This window comes from Alloactinosynnema sp. L-07, assembly GCF_900070365.1.
Classification (GTDB): domain Bacteria; phylum Actinomycetota; class Actinomycetes; order Mycobacteriales; family Pseudonocardiaceae; genus Actinokineospora.
In genome coordinates, this window is the sequence record NZ_LN850107.1 from 3918104 (window position 1) to 3936657 (window position 18554).

Below are 18554 nucleotides of genomic sequence, written 5' to 3' on the forward strand. Positions count from 1 at the left end.
TTCGGATGCGCGACTGAAACATGCCTTTCAGCAGCGCACAAGACTAGGTTCGCCTTGTGGAAATCCTCGGTTTGACCAACCCCTATCGTGGGGACAAGGCTTGCTCACGAGCATTCCGCCACGGGTTCACCTTCCGTTGGGTGAAGAATGACCGCTACATCGCCGTCATGCGCGGAATTTGCGTGGATAGCCGCCGATACCTGATCATCGACGACTATCTGGCGAACCATCATGTGCACGAAACCCCGCAACCCGTCATCGACGTGATCCCCGCGTGTTCGGAGGACTGGTGGGACACACCGCTGCTGCGCCGAACAGCGGACTCCTGGGCCGCGAAACGCTCCGCCCACGGCCACACCAAATGATCCGCATCGAGGACACCGACATCGCCAAGGCGCTGGCGATGCTCGCCGCCAAGGCACCACAAGTGTCGGCCGCGATCATTCGGGAGGACCTTGCCGTCGAGCAGATCGACGCGCTGTTGACGATCCTGACCGACACCACGGGCTACGTGCGCGAGTTGCGTTTCCGCTGGTTCGGCGTCGAGGACCTCGGGGACAGTGGGGGGCGTTAGCTCGGCGGGGCTGTCGGGGCCGGGGGCGCTGGGCACGTCGTATTGCCCGGTTCCAGTTTGACCTTCAACCCCGGCAGCGAGAACGGCCCCACGATCTCCATCGCGTACACCTTCCCCGACAGCTTGGTGAACTCCGCGAACGTCGCGTCCGCGCCGAAACGGTGTTGGGACGGGTTGGCGTCCAGTGGGTTGTCCACATAGGTACCGTCGGGGTTCTTGATCGTCGTCACGTCCTCGCCCGTGATGCCGAACTTCACCACGCCGTCCAGGGTCAGGGTGCCCGCCACCAGCTGTCCGTCCAGTTCGACGTTGCGGGCGTCGACTTCCCAGGTGGCCAGGTTGCCGTCGCCGCCGGTGAGTTTGAGGGTGAAGTCGAGGCCTGCGATCTTCTGGCGGACCGCGATGCACAGCTCGTTGAGTTTGCCCTGGGCGAAGCCCGCGCGGACGAGGCGGATGTTCTTGAGCACCACCGTTCCGTCCGCCTGCTTCACCTTCTGCGTCGCGTCCACCACCGACAGGCCGAAGTCGATGCCGTAGAGGCCGCTGGTGGCCAGGTCGGCGGTGCCGCTCTGGATCACGACGCTGCTCGCGAGCACGCCCGTGCGCAGGCCCATGGCCAGCAGGAGCACCACGAGCAGCGACGGGACGCCGAGTATCGCCGAGCGGCCCCACCGGGTTCCGTTCATCAGGTGCCGCCCAGCAGGGACAGGGTCGCGTTGGGCAGGTTGACCGGGTTGTCCCGCTGGCCGGGCTGGGGCTGCGGGTTGTAGGAAGTCAGGGCGTAGGCGTCCATCCGCAGCCAGCAGCCGGAGATGTTGAGGCTGAGGTCGTCGGGCACCCACGACCAGGTGAACAGGCACAGGCCCCAGCGGAACTGCAGGCCAGACCCCCACACGTCCGTCCACATCGACGCGCCGGAGTTGTTGGAGCCGCCGAGTTCGATGGGGCCGGGGGCGGTGATGCGCATCTGGTAGTCGGGGCGGGTCTGCTGGATGAGGGCGTTCTGGTCGACCACCAGCCGCTGGAAGCGGTAGTGGTTCACCGAGCGGGTCGTGCCGTCGGCGACGGTGATGGTGGTCGTGCCGAGGTCGACGAACGAGTACGCGTGCCACTGGTAGCCGCCGATGCTGTCGCGGCCGAACTCGATCTTGTAGGACGTCGGCACGACGCAGAAGCCGATGTTCGGGTCCTTCACACAACCCGACGCGGCGCCCGCAGCGGACACCGAGACGTCCGGGAAGACCGCCGTCGTCACCAGTGCCGCCAGGACCGCGGCGGCGGCGGCCAGCCGCACGATCACGACTCGGCCCGCCCGCGCGGCTTCTTCGGTCCCCAGCCGAACACCATGGCCGACCCGAGGACGCCCAGCAGCGTGCCCAGCAGGAACCCGCCGAGGTTGGACGCGACGAACGCGGCCACGGCCAGGATGCCGCCCATGATCCCGGCGACGAGGCGCTGGGTCGGGGCGAACCAGGCGATCAGGCCCAGGACCATCAGCCCGCCCCCGGTGACATACCCGGCGACGCCGCTCGCGCCTGCCGAGAGCATGACGACGATGGGGGCGACGGTGAGCGACATGATCGTCCAGCCGCCGAGCATCATCCACAGGCCACCCCAGAACGGGCGGGTGCGGCGGAAGTCGCGAAACCAGCGCCTGCCGGTCGCCAGCCAGGCGAGCACACCGCGAGGCTTCTCCAGAACGAAGTCCGCTTCGACAACGTCCACAGCGGACACATCGGCCGAGGTCGGGTCGAGGTCATCGGTGAACTGGCCATCGCCGGGAGCCTGCTGTTCGCGGTGGACCGCGGGGTCCCGCCGGTGCCTGCCCGGTTCGGCGCGGGTCAGCATGTGACGGTCCCAGGCAGGATGGTCAGGTTCAGGCCGGGCAGACCGATGCTCCCGATCAGCTCGACGGTGTATGCCGACGCGTCCAGGTTGGTGATCTTGACGGTGCCCGCCTCCAAGCCGAAGTTGCCCGGCGTGCCGCCCTCCAGCGGCGTGGCGCCCATCTTCACGTCGTCGGCGGACTTGCCCAGGTACATGTCGGCGAAGTTGCTGTTCGACGCGTTGACCGACGTCGCCTCCAGGACCAGGTCGGAGGCGTTGATCTCCGCGGTGGCGTCCGGGGTGCCGTTGACCGGCTCACCCGCGGTGATCTTGAGCGTGTACGGCAGCCCGGCGATGCTCTCGTGCACCACCCCGCAGAGCCCGTCGAGCTTCGCGGACTTGAAACCCGCGCGCGCGGTGCCCTTGCTGGTGCCCGTGCCGCCGTTGTCGACGAGCCGGTCGTGCAGCAGCGCGGCGAAACCGGCGCCCTCCAACTGGTCGGACTTGATGCTGAACGGCTTGTTGACGACCATGAAGTTCGCCGCCAGCAGCCCTTCGGACATGCCGACGCCGAGGAGTCCGACCAGGACGGTCGCGGGCACTCCCATCAGGACCGTGCGGCCGAACCGGGTACCGCGTCGGACCTCGTCGGCCGCCGACTCGCGCATCTTCGCGTTCCAGGCGGCGACCGCCCCCAAGATGTCGACCATCGTGTTACCGCTCCACCGGGGTAGGGCGCCCGAACAGGCGCTTCAGCAGCTTGTGCGCCGGGGGCGGGCCCCAGGCGAAGATCATGGCGCCGCCGACGACGCCGCAGAACATCCCGACGAGGAACCCGCCAAGGTTGGACAGCACGAGCGAGGCGACCGCGAAGATCACCCCGAGCAGCCCGGCGAGGTGCCGCTGCGACGGCGCGAACCAGGCGAAGAACGCGAACATCATCATCGAGCCGCCGAGCAGGTAGCCCGAGACGCCGCCGACGCCCGCGGCGAAGGTGACGCTCAGCGGCGCGATGGTGAGCGAGAGGATGACCCAGCCGCCGAAGGCGAGCCAGGCGCCGCCCCAGAACGGGCGGGTGCGGCGGAACCGGGTGAAGGCCGCCCACATTCGGGCAGGCCTGCCCTTTTCCGTGGCGGACTGCTCGACTTCTACGGTCAGTTCGGTCATCTCGCGCTCCAAGGAAGGAATGCGCGCGTGTTGATGGCGGCGGCCGTCCGCCACCAACACGCGGCGGACATCAGTTGACGATGGTGCAGTTGGTCGAGCCGGACTCGATCGCCAGCGACAGACCGGTCAGGTTGATCGTCCCGGCGATCGTCGCGGCGTACGCCTCAGCGTGCAGACCGTTCAGGTTCGCCGTGCTGGACTGCAGACCGAAGTTGCCCGGCGTGCCGCCGAGCGAGGTCGCGCTGCCGCCGAGGGCGACGTCGTCCGCGGACTTGCCGAGCGCCAGCCCGTTCATCGAGGCGTTGGAGTTCACCGACTGGGCGTCGAGCACCATGTCAGCGGCCGCGATGTCATTGACGGCGTCGGCGGGGTTGCCCGCCGCGATCTTCAGGGTGAACGGCAGCCCGAGAACGCTCTGGTGCACCGCGGCGCACAGACCGTTGAGGTTCGCCGTCTCGAAGCCCGCGCGCGCCACGGCCTGGCCGGACGTGGTGCCGTCGGCGTTGTCCTTGGTGACGTTGTCCATGATCGCGCCGAACCCGTTGCCCTGCAGACCCGCGGATTCGATCTGGAATGGCCTGCCGTTGACGTTGAACGACGCCGCGAGCAGACCATTGGCCATGGCGAACCCGAGGGCGCCGATGGCGACGGACGCGACACCGGTCACCACCGAGAATCTGCCCCACCGCGTTCTGCCCAATGCGGTTTCGTGCATCAGCACCTCCTGCGTTTGTGCGACCCGAATTCTCGGGCGGCAACTCGTATTGACTGGCCGCTTCCGTGGGACAGCGGGCAGATCTACGCACAGTGATGCAGGGCGTCCACCAGCGTCCGTGAACGCTGTCGTCGCCCTGATCTCGCTGGTGTGTGTCCCTGCTCACTCGGCTGCGGTGAACGAACGGTGCCATCCGTGTTTCGGCCAGGCAAGAGCCAGTTGCCGCGCAGGTCAGAAGATCGCAGCGCGTGTTACCTTGGGTAACGCTTACCGTTGGGCACACGTACTTGTCAGATGTCGCTTTGACCGGCACGCTTAGACCGACCAGTCAGATTTGTGCCCTACCGACAAGTAGCTTGAACTCAGGGGTCGTCACGCTGAGTAGTTGATAACAAGTGTGCAACAACCGCCGTCGTTAGTCCGAACGCACCATCGGCTATACGGCTGAATTGAGGGACGCCATGACAACGAGCGTTGATCCCAGAGGTAACGCGACAGTCGCGCGCCGGATCCTGATTGGGTTCGGCGTGTTGCTCGTCGGGTCCCTGGTCGCACTCGTTGTCGCGATAACGCTTTCCCAGAAGATCGACGGCAGCAGCATGCGTCCCTCTTTCGGCGACGGCGACCGGGTTCTCCTGGAACCGTTCTTCGACAGCGCCGACCTCCAGCGCTTCGACGTCGTCGCCGCCCGCCCGACCCCGGGCGCGCCCGCCATCGTCAAACGGGTCATCGGCCTGCCCGGCGACCGAGTGCGCGTCGAGGTCCGCCCGGACGGCACCGGCGCGCTCCACCTGCTCCCCTCGGGCGCTTCGCGGTGGCAGACCGTGGAGACGCGGGCGTGGGCGGGCCAGTGGAAATCGGCCAGGGCGTGCTGCCTTGGGTCGGGCAAGGCAGGCCAGGACGCGGAGGCCGTCGTGCCTGCTGGATCGGTGTTCCTGCTCGGCGACAACCCCGACCAGTCCGACGACTCACGCGCGTACGGCTGGATCCGGAAGGAGCAGGTGCTGGGCAGGCTGTGGCTGCGGATCTACCCGCTGGGCGAGTTCGGCTCGCTGGACCAGACCGGCGGATTCCGCCTGACCCCGAAGTCCTGACGACGCCAGGATCGCGTGCGGATGTCGTGGTTTCCTTGGCTCATCGCCAGTGTTGCCAGCCCGCTGTGCCCTCGTACGGACCGCCGTCGACGGTGACGCCGGTGCCGCGGGTGACGCTGCCGATGATCCGCCAGCCGTCCGGGACCGCGCCCGGGTCGGGGAAGGTGGCGGCCAAGGCGTGATCCTCTCCCCCGGTCAGGACCCAATGGCGCGGATCGGCGCCCAGGGCGGAGGCGACGTCGACCAGGCGCTGGTGGACCTCGATCAGATCGGTGCGCACGTCGATGGCCACATTGGACGCCACGCACAGGTGGCCGAGGTCGGCGAGCAGGCCGTCGGAGACGTCGATCATCGCGGTGGCGCCCGCGTCGGCGGCCTGGGGGCCCGCGGCGTAGGGCGGTTCGGGGGCGCGGTGGGCGCCGACGACGCTGACCGGGGAGCGGAAGCCGCGGCCCAGGACGGCCAGACCCGCCGCGCTCCAGCCGAGTTTGCCCGCTACCGCGACGATGTCGCCGGGCAGCGCGCCCGCGCGGGTGACGGGCTTGCGGCCCTGGAGATCGCCGAGCGCAGTGATCGAGATCACCATGGTTTCCGCGGCGGCCATGTCCCCGCCGACGACGCCGATGCGGGCTCTGGCTGCCTCAGCCCACATGCCCGCCGACAGTTCATCGATCACCTGGACGGGGGTTGACGAGGGGCACGCGAGTCCGACCAGCACCGCCGTCGGCACCGCGCCCATGGCGGCGATGTCGGCCAGGTTGACCGCGACCGCCTTGCGTCCCACCTGGTCCGGTGTGGACCAGTCGAGGCGGAAATGCACGCCGTCCACCAGCACATCCGTGCTCGCGACGACGCGTCCGTCGCTCGCGGCGATCACCGCGGCGTCGTCGCCGGGGCCCAGCAGGGTGGGCGCGGGCTGGGCCCGGCCGTCGGTGACTCGGCGGATGAGACCGAACTCACCCACGTCGGCCACGGTCTGCTGGCCCTGGGTCGTATCCGGTCGCACGACATCCTCCGATCACCAATGGTCGGATCCCCCAACGATCCGGAACCTGGGGTACGTTGCTGAACACGTTCCTACCTCTTGGGGACTCCTAGCCGCGAAGGGGCGCGCCGTGGTCCACGCATACATCCTGATCCAGACCGAAGTCGGCAAGGCCGCGGCTGTCGCCGCCGAGATCGCCGGGATTTCCGGGGTGACCACGGCGGAGGATGTCACCGGACCTTACGACGTCATCGTCCGGGCCGAAGCCGACAATGTCGACCTCCTTGGCCAACTGGTGGTCGCCAAGATCCAGAGTGTGGACGGCATCACCCGCACGCTCACCTGCCCGGTCGTGCATCTCTGAGCCGTGGTCTAGTGGTCCGGTGAGTGTCTCGCCTCCCCGGACCGGTCCCTCCCGCGCGACGGTCGTCGCCGCGGTCGTGCTGGTCGGCCTGCTGGCCGTCGGTGTGGTCGTCGCCAGTCGCTTCCTGCCGGAAGAACCCGCGCCGACGACCCCGACGACCGCCGCGCCGCGCACCGGCCCGATCGGCTTGGTTCCGGTCGACGCGCCGGAGTCCGGCTCGACGCACTGCGCCGCCCTGGTCGCCGCGTTGCCCAGTTCGCTGGCCAGCGGTTCGGCGACGCTGGCGAAGCTCCCGGTGGCCGAGCCCGCCCCGGTCGGCGCCGTGGCGTGGGGCGACCGCGTCGGTGATCCGGTCATCCTGCGGTGTGGGCTGGGCAAACCGCCTGAGCTGACCGCGACCGCGGCGCTGCGCGAGGTGTCCGGGGTCAAGTGGCTGCCGGTCGACGGCTCCGACAGCCAGACCTGGTTCGTCGTGGACCGCCCGGTGTTCGTCGCGCTGACGCTGCCCAAGGGCGTGGGCACCGGGCCGCTGCAGACGGTGTCCGAAATCGTCGGCAAGTCCCTGCCCGCGCAAAAGGTCCAGCCCTAGGCTCGGCGCAGCATCCGTTCCACCAGTAACCGCAGGGTCTTCCGCTCCCGCTTGGGAGAGAAGTCCGGATCAACCGCGATCCGGTTGAACAGCCCGTCCACCAGCGCAGCCAGCCAGGTCGCGGCGGTGTCGGCGGCGAAACCGGGATCGATGACCTCGGCCGCGACCGCGCGCTCGACCAGTTCAGCCAGCCCGGTGCGCAGTGTCCGGTCGTTGGCCGCGACCAGCTCGGCGATTCGTTCGTCGCGGCCCGCCTCGGCGGAGACCTCCAGGGCCAGCCGCGCGTAGTCGCCGTCGGCGAGGTCGACCACCAGGTCGAAGAAGCCGATCAGCGCCGCCCATGGGTCCGCTGTGGACAGTTCGGCGAACAGCGCCTTGGTCTCGGTTCCCTCCTGCTCCACGATCGCGGCGAAGATCGCGTGCTTGCTGTCGAAGTAGTGGAACAGGTTGCCGGAACTCATCCCGGCCTCGGCGCAGATGTCCGCGGTCCGGGTCTGACCGAATCCTTTGCGCGCGAAACACCGCGCCGCCGCCGCCAGGATCTGGCCGCGGCGGGCCTCGTGCTTGGCCGGGTCGACAGTGCGCATGGGTGGATTCAATCAGGACATTGACGGCCGGGGATCATCATGGGCAATATTAGACCGCCCACTCGGTTTATGAAAGAGGTCCTGATGTCCCTGCCCCACCGCATCGATCGGGTCGACGCCCTGCGCGGCTTCGCGCTGTTCGGAATCCTGATCGTCAACATCTGGGCGTTCGGCACCGGCTACTACGGCGCCGGGATCATCGATCCGGGCGGCGACCCGGCGGTCCGGTTCGTCGTTTCCACGCTGTTCGAGACCAAGTTCTACCTGCTGTTCTCGTTCCTCTTCGGCTACAGCTTCACTCTCCAGCTCGACTCGGCCGTTCGCGCCGACGCCGCGTTCGTACCCAGGATCGTGCGCAGACAGCTCGGTCTCGCCGCGATCGGTGTCGCGCACGCCGTCCTGCTGTTCCACGGCGACATCCTCACCACCTACGCCGTGCTGGGCCTGGTGCTGCTGGCCCTGCGCGGTCTCGCGGTGGCCACGGCCGTCCGGGTCGCGTTCTGGCTGGTCGGGATCGCGGGCGTGGCGTTGGCGCTGCTGGGATTCCTCGAGTCGCTAGCGCCCACACCGGTCGACACGACCGCGATCTCGGCTCAGATCACCGAGTCGGTGGCGGCCTTCCGCGGCGGACCCGGCGGCGTCGTCGCCGAACACCTTCGGCAGCTCCCCGGCACGCTGGTGTTCGTGCTGTTGATCCAGGCCCCGAGCGCACTGGCGATGTTCCTGCTCGGCTTCGCGGCCGGTCGCACGCGGGTGCTCGCCCACCCGGAGAACCACCAGGCATTGTGGGCGTGGCTGCTGCGCGCGGGTCTGCCGATCGGGCTGGCGGGCGCCGCGGTCTACGGCTACGCCGCCACGTTCCACCCCGGCGGCCCGGCCGAGACCATGGCCATGGGACTCAGCGTGCTCACCGCCCCGCTGCTGACCGGCGGCTACGTCGCAGCGCTGCTGCGCCTGTTCCAGACCAGGGCCGTGCACGTCTTCGCCCCGGTCGGGCGGCTGGCGCTGACGAACTACGTCGGCCAGTCCGCCGTGCTCAGTGTCGTCTTCCTCGGCTACGGCCTCGGCCTCATCGGCCGCCTGCCCGACCTCGCGGTGATCGGGTTCGCCGTGGCGCTCTACGCGGCGCAGGTCGCCGTCAGCGCGTGGTGGGTGCGGCGCCACCGCTACGGGCCGCTGGAATGGCTGCTCCGTGCGGTGACGCTCGGCAGGCGCCCGGAACTCGCCCGCCGCTGAGAGCGCGTCCGAGGCTCAGCGGAGTCCCGTGCCGCGCGCGATCGCCGTGTCGATGAGGACGGTCAGCAGGGTCGGGTAGTCGACGCCGGTGACGTCCCACATCTTCGGGTAGGCCGAGGTCGGGGTGAAGCCCGGCATGGTGTTGACCTCGTTGATTGTCAGCGTGCCGCCCTCGCCGACGAAGAAGTCGACGCGCGCGAGGCCCTGGCAGTCGAGCGCGCGGAACGCGTCGACCGCCATGTTCCGCAGGCGCTCGGTGACCTCGTCGGGCAGCTTGGCCGGGATCTCGAGCTCGCTGGTGTCGTCGAGGTACTTGGAGTCGAAGTCGTACCAGTCCAGGTCGCCGAGCAGGCGCACCTCGGCGGGCTGCGAGGCCTCGACCCGGCCGTCGGGGAACTCCAGCACGCCGCACTCGACCTCGCGGCCGACGATGGCGCCCTCGATCAGCACCTTCGGGTCGATCTCGCGGGCGTGCACGATCGCGGCGTCGAGCTGGGCCCAGTCGGTGACCCTGGTGATGCCGGTGGACGAGCCCGCGCGCGACGGCTTGACGAACACCGGCAGGCCGAGGCGGTCGCGCTCGGCGGCGTCGAGTGTCGTCTGGTCGCGGCGGAGTTCCACGTACGGGCCGACCGGCAGGCCCTCGGCCTTGAGGAGCTTCTTGGTGACGCCCTTGTCCATCGCGACGGCGCTGGACATCACGCCCGGTCCGACATAGGGCAGCCCCGCCATCTCCAGCAGACCCTGGATGGTGCCGTCCTCGCCGTAGGCGCCGTGCAGCATCGGGATGACGACGTCGACCGCGGAGAAGATCCGGCCCTCGTGGCCCTTCTCCAAGATGACCAGGCGGCCCGCGGTCGGGTCGGCGGGCAGGGTGACCGAAGTGCCGGAGGTGATGCTGGGCAGCGTGCGGTCGTGGATGCGCAGGACCTCGGGGTCGCTGGGGCCGAGCACCCAGGAGCCGTCCTTGGTGATGCCGACGGGCACCACCTCGAACCGGTCCTGGTCCAGGTTGGCGAGCACGCTCGCGGCGGAGACACAGGACACGGGGTGTTCCGTGCTGCGTCCGCCGAACACCACGGCGACTCGGATCTTTGAGCTCGACATGGTTGTCGAGATTACCCGGATGGGGTAATCGCGGAGCCGATCGACCCAGGTCGGGTCCTGGTGAACAGCTCCACGAGCACCGGGATGGCCCAGCGCAGCTGATCACGAGAACACGCGGCATAGCCGAGGGCGATGCCGAACCAGCTCGCTGGGCCGCTGTGGTGGCGGGCGAGGCCGTCGAGCAGCAGACCGCGGCGCAGGCCGGTGTCGATCAACGTGTGTTCAGCGGCGGCGGAGTCCAGCGGGACGACCAGGTGCGCGCCCGCGTCGTCGCCCAGCATGGGGATTCCCGCGGCCTGCAACGCCTCCACCAGCAGTTCCCGGCGCTCGGACAGCTCGCGGCGCAGTTTGCGCAGGTGGCGGCCGAGGTCGCCGTTGCGGGCCAGCTCCACGACGACGAGTTGACCCGCGGCGGCCGGGCTGGTGCCGGTGCGGTCGCGGTGTTCGAGCACGGCGGTGACCACCGCGGGCGGCGCGACCATCCAGCCGGTGCCCAGGGTCGGGGTGAGGATCTTGCTGGTGGTGCCCAGGTGCACCACGACGTCGGGGGCGAGCGCGGCCAGCAGCGGCAGCGGGGCCACGTCGTAGCGCAGCTCGCCGTCGTAGTCGTCCTCCACCACCAGCCAGCCCGCGTGCCGGGCCCGCTCCACCAGCTCGACCCGTCTGCCCGCCGACATCCGCCGCCCCAACGGGTACTGGTGGGCGGGCGAGCAGTAGACCATCCGGGTCGCGGGCGGCAGGCCTTCCAGCAGCAGACCGTCCGCGTCGACCTGGGCGGCCACCACGCGCATCCCGGCCGCCCGCAGTGCGGCGACCGCGCGCTGGTAGCCGGGTTCCTCGACGGCCACGACGTCGCCGCGGCGCAGCACAGCGGCGGCGACCTCGGCGACCGCGGCCGTGGTGCCGCCGGTGGCCAGCACGGCCTCGCCCTCGCCCGCGTCGTCGAACTCGCCGCTGACCCGCAGGCCGCGGTGTCGCAGCAGGTGTTCGGCGACGGCCGCGCGGTACGCGGGGAGCCCGGCGCGCTGGGGCCGCAGCAGCGGCGCGACATCGGCGGCACCGCGCCAGGCCCGGCGCCACGCCGACCGGTCGATCCCGCCCGCCCACGGCGAACCGGGGGTCAGGTCGATCGCGTCGGCGGCCAGGACATCCGGCCTGGACCGGCGCGGGCGCGCGCGCAACGACCCCGGCGGGGCGGTGGTGATGTAGGTGCCCGAACCGTGGCGGCCCGCGATCCAGCCCTCGGCGTGCAACTGCTCGTAGGCCGCGGCGGTGACCGTCCGGCTGACGTCGAGCTGCGTGGCCAGCGCCCTGGTGGAGGGCAGCCGGTCGCCGCTGCGCAGCCTGCCCTCGGCGGCGGCGGCGCGCAGTTCCTCCGCGAGCTGGACGGCGAGCGGGGTGACCGAGGCGCGGTCCAGGGTGACCGGCAGCGGCGGACTCTCGGCCATAAGTGGCCTCCTGAAATTGCGTAGCTGTGGCACTACTGGAAGGCCACTCTACTCCGTCACCCTGATCACGTGACTCAGACACCGCTCTCGCCGACCGACCGGAGCACCATCCAGCGCGGCAGGGGCCGCGCGGTCACCGACCGCGCGGCGCTGCACGCCATCCTCGACGACGGCCTGATCTGCCACCTGTCGACCATCGTCCGCGGCGCTCCCCTGGTCCTGCCGACCGGCTACGGGCGCGAGGGCGACACCCTCTACGTGCACGGGTCGACCGGTGCGCTGAGCCTGCGCACCGCGTCGGCCGGGATCGAGGTCTGTGTCGCTGTGACGCTGGTCGACGGCATCGTCTACGCCCGCTCGGTGTTCCACCACTCGATGAACTACCGCTCCGTCGTCGTGCACGGAACCGCGGTCCCGGTCACCGATCCCGACGCGAAGTGGCACGCGCTCGAGGTCATCACCGAGCACCTCGCGCCCGGCTCGTGGGAGCACGCGCGCGAGCCCAACACCAAGGAACTGGCCCAGACCGCGGTGCTGGCCATCGACCTGACCGAGGCCGCGGTGAAGATCCGCAGCGGTCCCCCCAGCGACGACGAGGCCGACGTCGAAGCGGGCACCGCGTGGGCCGGAGTCCTTCCGCTGCACCAGGTCTGGGGCGAGCCGGAGTCGTGCGACCTGCTGCCCGCGGGCGCCGAGGTGCCCCCGCACGTCACCAAGCGGTGCGAGGTCCGATAGCCGCCGGCTGCGGGGCCGGTCGGCGGCCACGCTGGGGATATGACTTTCCAGATCCACGCGATCCCCACCGCCGACCTCACCTTGATCCGCGCGACCGCGACCGAACAGATCACCGCCGAGGGCGGGGAACCGGCGCGCTGCTGCCTGCGCGACGCGGTCGCGGGCGACGACCTACTGCTGGCGAACTACGAGCCACCGCTGCCGGAAGGCACGCCGTATCGGGAGACCGGCGCGGTGTTCGTCCACGCCGAACCGTGCGCCGGTCCTGAGTCGACGGACCGCTATCCGTCCGATTGGCACCGCCGCCCGCAGGTCCTGCGTGCCTATGACGCACGCGGCTGGATTCACCCGGCCACCACCGTCCACGACGGAACCGACCCGGAATCGGCGATCGTGAAGCAGCTGGCCGAACCAGGCGTGGCCTGGATCCACAGCCGCAATGTCGCCTATGGCTGCTACATGTTCACGATCACAGCGGCTGGGGGCCGGTGACCGGGTCGAGGCGGTAGCGGCCCATTGGCGGGCGGGCCTCGCGGTAGACGTGGATGCTGATCGCGGGGTCGGTCCCGGTGTTGGTGACCTGGTGGACATAGCCGGGACCGAACACCCGGGTCTGGCCCGCGGTCAGCGCGTTGAGCACCTCGGCGGGCCGCTCCCCGCCGCGCGCCACGCGTTCGGTGAGGGAACCCGACACCAAGGTGAACGCGCCCGACACGGCGCCGTGGTCGTGCAGGTCGGTGGACTGGCCCGGCAGCCAGGTCATCAGCCAGACCTCCTCGCCGTCGGTCCGGTCGATGAGCGCGGTGTAGCGCTCGTCCGGGTCGTAGCTGAGCTGGTCGCGCCAGCGCGCGCGGTCGGCGGCGTAGGCGCGGGCGATCAGGGCCGGGTGGGCGACGGCGGGGGCGCCCGCCACGGCGATGGTGTTCTCGGGAACGGCGAACATCGATAGTCTCTTCTCGGGATACGCGAGCACGACGCGGCCGACAGCGGGGCCGCTGGGACGGGCTGGATCACCAACAGAGACAGAGCGCGCCAGCGACTCGGCAGAGGTCGATGTGACCCCGCCGGTCGGTCATGGCGCGAAGAAGCACGGGTGTAGGAAAGCATCAGCGAGCGCACCCGTCAAAGGCGCCCACCCTGTGGGAGCCAATCCGCCGCCAGGTCGGCACCGAATGGGTGATGGCGGAGTCGAGCGATGAGAGCAGGTGCCCATGGCCGAACGGGTTCGGCGCATCACGGGGGTGGAGGGCGTACCGGCGCGCGAGCCGGAGCCCGGGGAGTTGCTGCAGCGGGTGGCGCGCGGCGACGAGAAAGCCTTCGAGCGGCTGTACGACATCGTGTCCGCGCCGGTCTTCGGGCTGGTCCGGCGCGTGGTGCGGGATCCGGCGCAGTCGGAGGAGGTGACTCAGGAGGTGATGCTGGAACTGTGGCGCACCGCAGCGCGCTACGCACCGGAGAAGGGCAGCGCCATGACCTGGGTCATGACCCTGGCGCACCGCCGCGCGGTCGACCGGGTGCGGTCGGCGCAGTCGGCGACCGACCGGGAGGACAAGGCCTACCGCCGCGAGACGACGCGCCCGTTCGACGAGGTCGCCGAGCAGGTCAGCACCCGGCTCGAACACGAACAGGTCCGGCGCTGCCTGGCCTCCTTGACCGATCTGCAGCGCGAGTCCGTCGAACTGGCGTATTACCGAGGTATGACCTACCGCGAGGTGTCCGAGCTGCTCGACACCCCGCTGGGCACTGTCAAGACACGGCTTCGCGACGGTCTCATCCGGATGCGCGACTGTTTGGGGGTGGGACGATGACCGCCGACATCCACGCGCTGACTGGCGCGTACGCGTTGGACGCGATCCCGGAGATCGAGCGGGCCGCCTTCGAGCGCCACCTCGCCGAGTGCGAGTCGTGCGTCCAGGAGGTGCGCGAGTTGCGAGCCACCGCGACCCGGCTGGGCGAAGCCGCCGCCGAGCAGCCCCCGCCCGCGCTCAAAGCCGCGGTGCTGGCCCGCATCGCCGAAGTGCGCCAGCAGTCCCCGCTCGACGAACTTGCCGCGCGGCGAAACCGGTCGCCTTGGCCCACCAGGCTCTTCGGCGCCGCGGCCGCGGTGCTGCTGGCGGTATCGGTCACGTTAGGCGTGCTGCTGGTGCAGACCCGCGGCGACGCCGACTCCGGTCGACAGCAGGTGGCCGCGATGTCCGCGCTGCTGGCCGCCGACGACGCCCGGATCGTCACCGGGGCGACGGCTCAGGGCCTCAGCGGCACGGTCGTGGTGTCCAGGAAGCAGGGGCAGATCATGCTGCTGGCCAACAACATCCCGGCCGCGCCCGCGGGCAAGACCTACCAGGTCTGGCTCATCGGCGACTCGCCCGCGCCCAAATCGATCGGCGTGTTCGAGCCGGATCAAAACGGTCGGGCGGCGTTAGTCGACGGGTCCGGCGTTCACGACGCGAAGGCCATCGGCGTGACGGTCGAGCCGGACGGTGGCTCGGACCAGCCGACCACGCCGCCGGTGATGGAGATGACTCTGCCGGTCTAGCGCAATGCGGCGAGGACGTCGGCGATCAAGTCGGCGGCGTCCTCGCAGCCGCAGGAGAAGCGCAGGAGCCCTTCCGGCACCGGGTCGCCCCACTGGGCGCGGCGGTCGGCCGTGGAGTGCAGCCCGCCGAAGCTGGTGGCCGCGGCCACCAGCTTCGCCTTGGCCACGAACTCGTCGGCGGCCGCCGCGGACTCCAACTCGAAGGTGACCACCCCGCCGAAGCGGCGCATCTGGTGCTTCGCGATCGGGTGCGCCGGGTCGGCGGCGGCACCCGGCCACCGCAGTCCGCGCACCCGCGGGTGACCGCGCAACGCTTGGTAGAGCGCGGCGGCATTGTCGGCCTGGCGACTCAGGCGCAGGTCGAGCGTGCCGAGCCCGCGGTGGGCCAGCCACACCTCGAACGGGCCGGGGACAGCCCCGCTCGCGGTGCGCTCGGCGCGCAGCCGGGTCGCCAGGTCGGGGTCGGCGGTGCTGATGTGGCCGAGGACGACGTCGCTGTGGCCGGACAGGGCCTTGGTGTCGCTGGCGAAGGTGATGTCCGCGCCGAGTTCCAGCGGGCGCTGGCCCAGCGGGGTCGCGGTGGTGTTGTCGACCGCCACCAGTGCGCCCGCCGCGTGCGCGAGCCGGGCCACCTCGGCGATGTCGCACACGTCGAGTCCCGGGTTCGACGGCGTCTCCACCAGCACGAGCCGGGCGCCTTCGACCAGCTCCGGGGTCCACTCGGCGCTGGTCGGGACCTCGCGGACGGTCAGGTTCAACGCGCCCAAGTGATCGCGGACGTAGGCGCGGGTGAGGTAGTAGCCGTCGGCGGGCAGCAAGACGGTGTCGCCCGCGCCCAAGATCGTGCGCAGCAGCGAACTGGTCGCGGCCATGCCCGAGGCGTAGACGACGCAGTGCCCGCCGTCGAGGTCGCCGATCGCGGACTCCAGGGCCTCCCATGTCGGGTTGGCCGCCCGGCCGTAGAAGTGCTCACCGCCGAGATGGAACTGGGTGGCCAGGACCGGCGGGGCGACCGTCGGCGAACCGGGCCGCTCGTCCCCCGCGCCCGCGTGCACGCAGCGCGTGCCGTCGCCGGTCATCGCTCGGGCTTCGTCTTGCGGCCGATCAGCTCACCGGCCATCTCGCGGATGTCGAAGCCGTCGTGGCAGATCCGGTGCACCACCTCGGTGATCGGCATCTCCACGCCGTGCTTGGCCGCCAGCTCGCGGATCGACGAGCACGACTTGACGCCCTCGGCGACCTGCCCGTTGGTCGCCGCCTGTGCCTGGGCGACGGTCTCGCCGCGGCCGAGGCGGGCGCCGAAGGTCCGGTTGCGCGACAGGGGCGACGCGCACGTCGCGCTCAGGTCGCCAAGACCGGCCAGGCCGGAGAAGGTCATCGGGTCCGCGCCGAGCGCGGCACCGAGGCGGGCGATCTCGGCCAGGCCGCGGGTCATCAGCAGGCCCATGGTGCTCTCGCCGTAGCCGAGGCCCGCGGCCATGCCGCAGGACAGCGCGATGACGTTCTTGCAGGCACCGCCCAACTCGCAGCCGATGACGTCGGTGATCGTGTACGGCCGGAAGTAGCCGGTGGTGCACGCCTCCTGGACCTCGACCGCGCGATCGTGGTCGGTACAGGCGATCACCGTGCCCGCGGGCTGTTCCTCGGCGACCTCGCGGGCCAGGTTCGGCCCGGACACCACGGCGATCTGGTCGGCCGGGAACGCGGTGACGTCGGCGATGACCTCGCTCATCCGCTTGAGCGTGCCCAGCTCGACGCCCTTGGCCAGGCTGACCAGGGTGGCCTCGCGGTCGAGCAGGCCCAGCCAGGAGGTCAGGTTGTGCCGCAGGCTCTGGCTGGGCACCGCGAGCACCACGATCCGCGCGCCGCCGAGCGCGACCGTCGGGTCCGAAGTGGACCGCAGGGTGTCTGGCAGGCGGATGCCGGGCAGGTAGGCGGCGTTCTCCCGGTCGGCCTCGATGGACTCGGCCAGGTCGCGGCGACGCGCCCACAGGGTCACGTCACGGCCGGTGTCGGCCATGACCTTGGCGAAGGTGGTGCCCCACGAGCCTGCGCCGAGCACGGTGATCTCGGTCATCGGTCAGCCCGCGGTCTCGTCGCGCTTGGCTCCGGGCCGGAAGAACTCGGCTGGCGCCTGCTCACCGCGGATGTCCGCGAGCAGGTCGCGGACCTCGACCATCAGCAGGTCGGTGACCTCGCGCAGGAGCTGGTTGGTGATCGGCTTGCCGCGGTGAGCCGACAGGTCGACCGGGTCGCCAAGGACCGTGGTGACCGTCTTGCGCGGCAGCGGGTGGAACTTCTTGGTGTAGCCGTCCCAGATGCCGTTGGTGCCCCAGCGCGCGGCCGGGATGATCGGCACGTCGTTCTCCAGGGCCAGCCGCGCGACCCCGGTCCTGGCGCGCATCGGCCAGCCGGTCGGGTCCTTGCTGATGGTGCCCTCTGGGTAGATCACCACGACCTTTCCCTCCTGCAGGGCCTGGTGGGCCGCGCGCAGGCTGTCCCTGGCCTCGGCCGACCCGCGGTAGACCGGGATGCCGCCGGACCCGGCGAGCATCTTGCCGAAGACGGGCACTTTGAACAGGCTGTCCTTGGCCATGAACCGGGGAACCCGCTTGTTGCGGTGCACGAAGACGGCGTCGTTGGGCGGGTCGAGGTGCGAGACGTGGTTCATCACCAGCAGGGCGCCACCGGTTCGCGGCAGCTTCTCGCCGCCGACGTAGACGCGCTTGCCCAACCAGCTCATCGGGTAGAACACCGACGCCGCCACGCCGACCCAGAACCCGCCCTTCTCGCGCTTGCCCAACTTCTCGTCCTCCTCGTCACCGGCGCACCGGCACAGACCTGCTGTGACAGGTGAGTCTCCCTGGCCACCCCACCGCCGGTCCAGACGGGGTGGGCTGGACCACGGCCGGCAGGATCGGTGCCGTGGTGGACTTGGTGATCCCGGTCAAACATCTCGACCGGGCGAAGTCGCGGCTGCGCGGCGCGGTGCCCGGCGGGGCGGCGGCGCATCGCGACCTGGTGCTCGCCCTGCTGGTGGATACTCTGACCGCCGCGACGGCCGCGTCGGGCGTGCGCCGAGTGCTGGTGGTGTGCGAGGACGAACGGGTGAGCGCCGCGGTGCGCGCGACCGGGGCGGAGTGCGTCGACGAGCGTGGGCTGCCTGGGCTGAACGCGGCCCTGCGGTTCGGTGCGGACCGGCTGCGGGCCGAGGACACGGGCGCCGCGGTGGGCGCGCTACAAGCCGATCTTCCCGCGCTGCGGCCCGCTGAGTTGGCCGCCGCGGTGGCCGAGGCCGACGGCAGGCGCGCGTTCGCCGCCGACCGCGACGGCACGGGAACGACGCTGCTGATCGCCGCGCCGGGCACCGCGCTCGACCCGCGGTTCGGCCCCGGATCGGCGCTGGCGCACGCGCGGGACGCGGTTCGGATCGGTATGTCATCGGACACTTTGCGCTGCGACGTCGACACGGCGGGCGACCTCGCCGAGGCGCTGACGCTGGGCGTCGGCGCCCGCACCGCGCAGATCGTCGACGGCGTCCGCCGGGTCTGCTGAGAATTAACCGAGAGGTTGGAGCCCGCGATGGGCCT

Annotated in this window: 26 protein-coding genes; 11 read left to right on the forward strand and 15 right to left on the reverse strand. The window is 70.6% G+C overall.

Annotated elements, in window-relative coordinates; genetic code table 11:
• Nucleotides 1–56: 56 nt before the first annotated feature.
• Together BN1701_RS35645 and BN1701_RS17295 are read left to right on the forward strand one after the other, a co-directional pair.
• Complete coding sequence (locus BN1701_RS35645; RefSeq protein WP_157368038.1) at nucleotides 57–365, forward strand: hypothetical protein; 309 nt, start codon at nucleotides 57–59, stop codon at nucleotides 363–365.
• Nucleotides 362–574, forward strand: coding sequence for a hypothetical protein (locus BN1701_RS17295; RefSeq protein WP_054050130.1), 213 nt, complete (start codon nucleotides 362–364; stop codon nucleotides 572–574). The genes BN1701_RS35645 and BN1701_RS17295 overlap by 4 nt, the downstream gene beginning before the upstream one ends.
• On the opposite strand, the gene BN1701_RS17300 is transcribed toward BN1701_RS17295, so the two are convergent.
• From BN1701_RS17300 to BN1701_RS17325, 6 genes are all read right to left on the reverse strand, one after another.
• Nucleotides 571–1260 (reverse strand): DUF6230 family protein, encoded by a 690-nt coding sequence (locus BN1701_RS17300; protein WP_054050132.1) that lies wholly within the window; start codon nucleotides 1258–1260, stop codon nucleotides 571–573. The two genes, BN1701_RS17295 and BN1701_RS17300, sit on opposite strands and share 4 nt — an antisense overlap.
• Nucleotides 1260–1874: a hypothetical protein gene (locus BN1701_RS17305; RefSeq protein ID WP_054050134.1), complete on the reverse strand. Its 615-nt coding sequence runs from the start codon at nucleotides 1872–1874 to the stop codon at nucleotides 1260–1262. The genes BN1701_RS17300 and BN1701_RS17305 overlap by 1 nt, the downstream gene beginning before the upstream one ends.
• Nucleotides 1871–2422, reverse strand: coding sequence for a DUF6114 domain-containing protein (locus BN1701_RS17310; protein ID WP_197672107.1), 552 nt, complete (start codon nucleotides 2420–2422; stop codon nucleotides 1871–1873). The genes BN1701_RS17305 and BN1701_RS17310 overlap by 4 nt, the downstream gene beginning before the upstream one ends.
• Nucleotides 2416–3111, reverse strand: a complete 696-nt coding sequence (locus BN1701_RS17315) for a DUF6230 family protein (RefSeq protein WP_054050137.1) — start codon at nucleotides 3109–3111, stop codon at nucleotides 2416–2418. The genes BN1701_RS17310 and BN1701_RS17315 overlap by 7 nt, the downstream gene beginning before the upstream one ends.
• A 4-nt stretch (nucleotides 3112–3115) precedes the next feature.
• Nucleotides 3116–3568 (reverse strand): DUF6114 domain-containing protein, encoded by a 453-nt coding sequence (locus tag BN1701_RS17320; RefSeq protein WP_067521240.1) that lies wholly within the window; start codon nucleotides 3566–3568, stop codon nucleotides 3116–3118.
• Nucleotides 3569–3638: 70 nt separating this feature from the next.
• Entirely contained in the window at nucleotides 3639–4283 is a 645-nt protein-coding gene (locus BN1701_RS17325; RefSeq protein WP_157368039.1) for a DUF6230 family protein, read from the reverse strand.
• A 461-nt stretch (nucleotides 4284–4744) separates the two neighbouring features.
• Here BN1701_RS17325 and lepB point away from each other — a divergent pair, with 461 nt between their 5' ends.
• A complete protein-coding gene (gene lepB, locus BN1701_RS17330; protein WP_082859904.1) occupies nucleotides 4745–5377 on the forward strand; it encodes a signal peptidase I in 633 nt (210 codons plus the stop codon).
• A 40-nt stretch (nucleotides 5378–5417) separates the two neighbouring features.
• Here lepB and BN1701_RS17335 read toward each other — a convergent pair whose 3' ends face one another.
• On the reverse strand, nucleotides 5418–6383 hold the full coding sequence (locus BN1701_RS17335) for a thiamine-phosphate kinase (protein WP_054050143.1): 966 nt from the start codon (nucleotides 6381–6383) through the stop codon (nucleotides 5418–5420).
• Nucleotides 6384–6492: 109 nt separating this feature from the next.
• Between BN1701_RS17335 and BN1701_RS17340 the strand changes: the two genes are divergently transcribed.
• Nucleotides 6493–6726, forward strand: coding sequence for an Lrp/AsnC ligand binding domain-containing protein (locus BN1701_RS17340; RefSeq protein WP_054050145.1), 234 nt, complete (start codon nucleotides 6493–6495; stop codon nucleotides 6724–6726).
• Between the two features lie 19 nt (nucleotides 6727–6745).
• Entirely contained in the window at nucleotides 6746–7315 is a 570-nt protein-coding gene (locus tag BN1701_RS17345; RefSeq protein ID WP_054050147.1) for a DUF3515 domain-containing protein, read from the forward strand.
• On the opposite strand, the gene BN1701_RS17350 is transcribed toward BN1701_RS17345, so the two are convergent.
• Nucleotides 7312–7902: a TetR/AcrR family transcriptional regulator gene (locus BN1701_RS17350; RefSeq protein WP_054050148.1), complete on the reverse strand. Its 591-nt coding sequence runs from the start codon at nucleotides 7900–7902 to the stop codon at nucleotides 7312–7314. The two genes, BN1701_RS17345 and BN1701_RS17350, sit on opposite strands and share 4 nt — an antisense overlap.
• A gap of 84 nt (nucleotides 7903–7986) precedes the next feature.
• On the opposite strand from BN1701_RS17350, the gene BN1701_RS17355 reads away from it, so the two are divergent.
• Nucleotides 7987–9138, forward strand: coding sequence for a DUF418 domain-containing protein (locus tag BN1701_RS17355; RefSeq protein WP_157368040.1), 1152 nt, complete (start codon nucleotides 7987–7989; stop codon nucleotides 9136–9138).
• Nucleotides 9139–9153: 15 nt separating this feature from the next.
• Here the strand turns inward: BN1701_RS17355 and BN1701_RS17360 are convergent, their stop codons facing one another.
• Together BN1701_RS17360 and BN1701_RS17365 are read right to left on the reverse strand one after the other, a co-directional pair.
• Nucleotides 9154–10245, reverse strand: coding sequence for a D-alanine--D-alanine ligase family protein (locus BN1701_RS17360; protein WP_054050152.1), 1092 nt, complete (start codon nucleotides 10243–10245; stop codon nucleotides 9154–9156).
• Between the two features lie 11 nt (nucleotides 10246–10256).
• Nucleotides 10257–11693, reverse strand: a complete 1437-nt coding sequence (locus BN1701_RS17365; protein ID WP_054050154.1) for a PLP-dependent aminotransferase family protein — start codon at nucleotides 11691–11693, stop codon at nucleotides 10257–10259.
• Between the two features lie 69 nt (nucleotides 11694–11762).
• On the opposite strand from BN1701_RS17365, the gene BN1701_RS17370 reads away from it, so the two are divergent.
• Together BN1701_RS17370 and BN1701_RS17375 are read left to right on the forward strand one after the other, a co-directional pair.
• A complete protein-coding gene (locus BN1701_RS17370) occupies nucleotides 11763–12428 on the forward strand; it encodes a pyridoxamine 5'-phosphate oxidase family protein (protein ID WP_054050156.1) in 666 nt (221 codons plus the stop codon).
• Nucleotides 12429–12467: 39 nt separating this feature from the next.
• A complete protein-coding gene (locus tag BN1701_RS17375; protein ID WP_054050158.1) occupies nucleotides 12468–12920 on the forward strand; it encodes a DUF1203 domain-containing protein in 453 nt (150 codons plus the stop codon).
• Here BN1701_RS17375 and BN1701_RS17380 read toward each other — a convergent pair.
• Nucleotides 12898–13371 (reverse strand): cysteine dioxygenase family protein, encoded by a 474-nt coding sequence (locus BN1701_RS17380; RefSeq protein ID WP_054050160.1) that lies wholly within the window; start codon nucleotides 13369–13371, stop codon nucleotides 12898–12900. The genes BN1701_RS17375 and BN1701_RS17380 overlap by 23 nt on opposite strands.
• A gap of 67 nt (nucleotides 13372–13438) precedes the next feature.
• Nucleotides 13439–13504, reverse strand: a complete 66-nt coding sequence (locus BN1701_RS38235) for a putative leader peptide (RefSeq protein WP_369800678.1) — start codon at nucleotides 13502–13504, stop codon at nucleotides 13439–13441.
• A 135-nt stretch (nucleotides 13505–13639) separates the two neighbouring features.
• Between BN1701_RS38235 and BN1701_RS17385 the strand changes: the two genes are divergently transcribed.
• A complete protein-coding gene (locus BN1701_RS17385) occupies nucleotides 13640–14236 on the forward strand; it encodes a sigma-70 family RNA polymerase sigma factor (protein ID WP_054050162.1) in 597 nt (198 codons plus the stop codon).
• Nucleotides 14233–14964 (forward strand): anti-sigma factor domain-containing protein, encoded by a 732-nt coding sequence (locus tag BN1701_RS17390; protein ID WP_054050164.1) that lies wholly within the window; start codon nucleotides 14233–14235, stop codon nucleotides 14962–14964. The genes BN1701_RS17385 and BN1701_RS17390 overlap by 4 nt, the downstream gene beginning before the upstream one ends.
• On the opposite strand, the gene BN1701_RS17395 is transcribed toward BN1701_RS17390, so the two are convergent.
• Genes BN1701_RS17395 through BN1701_RS17405 form a run of 3 tightly spaced genes read right to left on the reverse strand, consistent with a single transcriptional unit; the run spans nucleotide 14961 to nucleotide 17767 of the window.
• A complete protein-coding gene (locus BN1701_RS17395) occupies nucleotides 14961–16043 on the reverse strand; it encodes a cystathionine gamma-lyase (protein WP_054050166.1) in 1083 nt (360 codons plus the stop codon). The genes BN1701_RS17390 and BN1701_RS17395 overlap by 4 nt on opposite strands.
• Complete coding sequence (locus tag BN1701_RS17400; protein WP_054050168.1) at nucleotides 16040–17041, reverse strand: NAD(P)H-dependent glycerol-3-phosphate dehydrogenase; 1002 nt, start codon at nucleotides 17039–17041, stop codon at nucleotides 16040–16042. Before BN1701_RS17400 ends, BN1701_RS17395 begins: the two co-directional genes overlap by 4 nt.
• 3 nt (nucleotides 17042–17044) lie before the next feature.
• Nucleotides 17045–17767: a 1-acyl-sn-glycerol-3-phosphate acyltransferase gene (locus BN1701_RS17405; RefSeq protein ID WP_157368041.1), complete on the reverse strand. Its 723-nt coding sequence runs from the start codon at nucleotides 17765–17767 to the stop codon at nucleotides 17045–17047.
• Between the two features lie 125 nt (nucleotides 17768–17892).
• Here BN1701_RS17405 and cofC point away from each other — a divergent pair, with 125 nt between their 5' ends.
• Nucleotides 17893–18519 (forward strand): 2-phospho-L-lactate guanylyltransferase, encoded by a 627-nt coding sequence (cofC, locus tag BN1701_RS17410; RefSeq protein WP_054055932.1) that lies wholly within the window; start codon nucleotides 17893–17895, stop codon nucleotides 18517–18519.
• The last annotated feature ends 35 nt before the right edge of the window (nucleotides 18520–18554 follow it).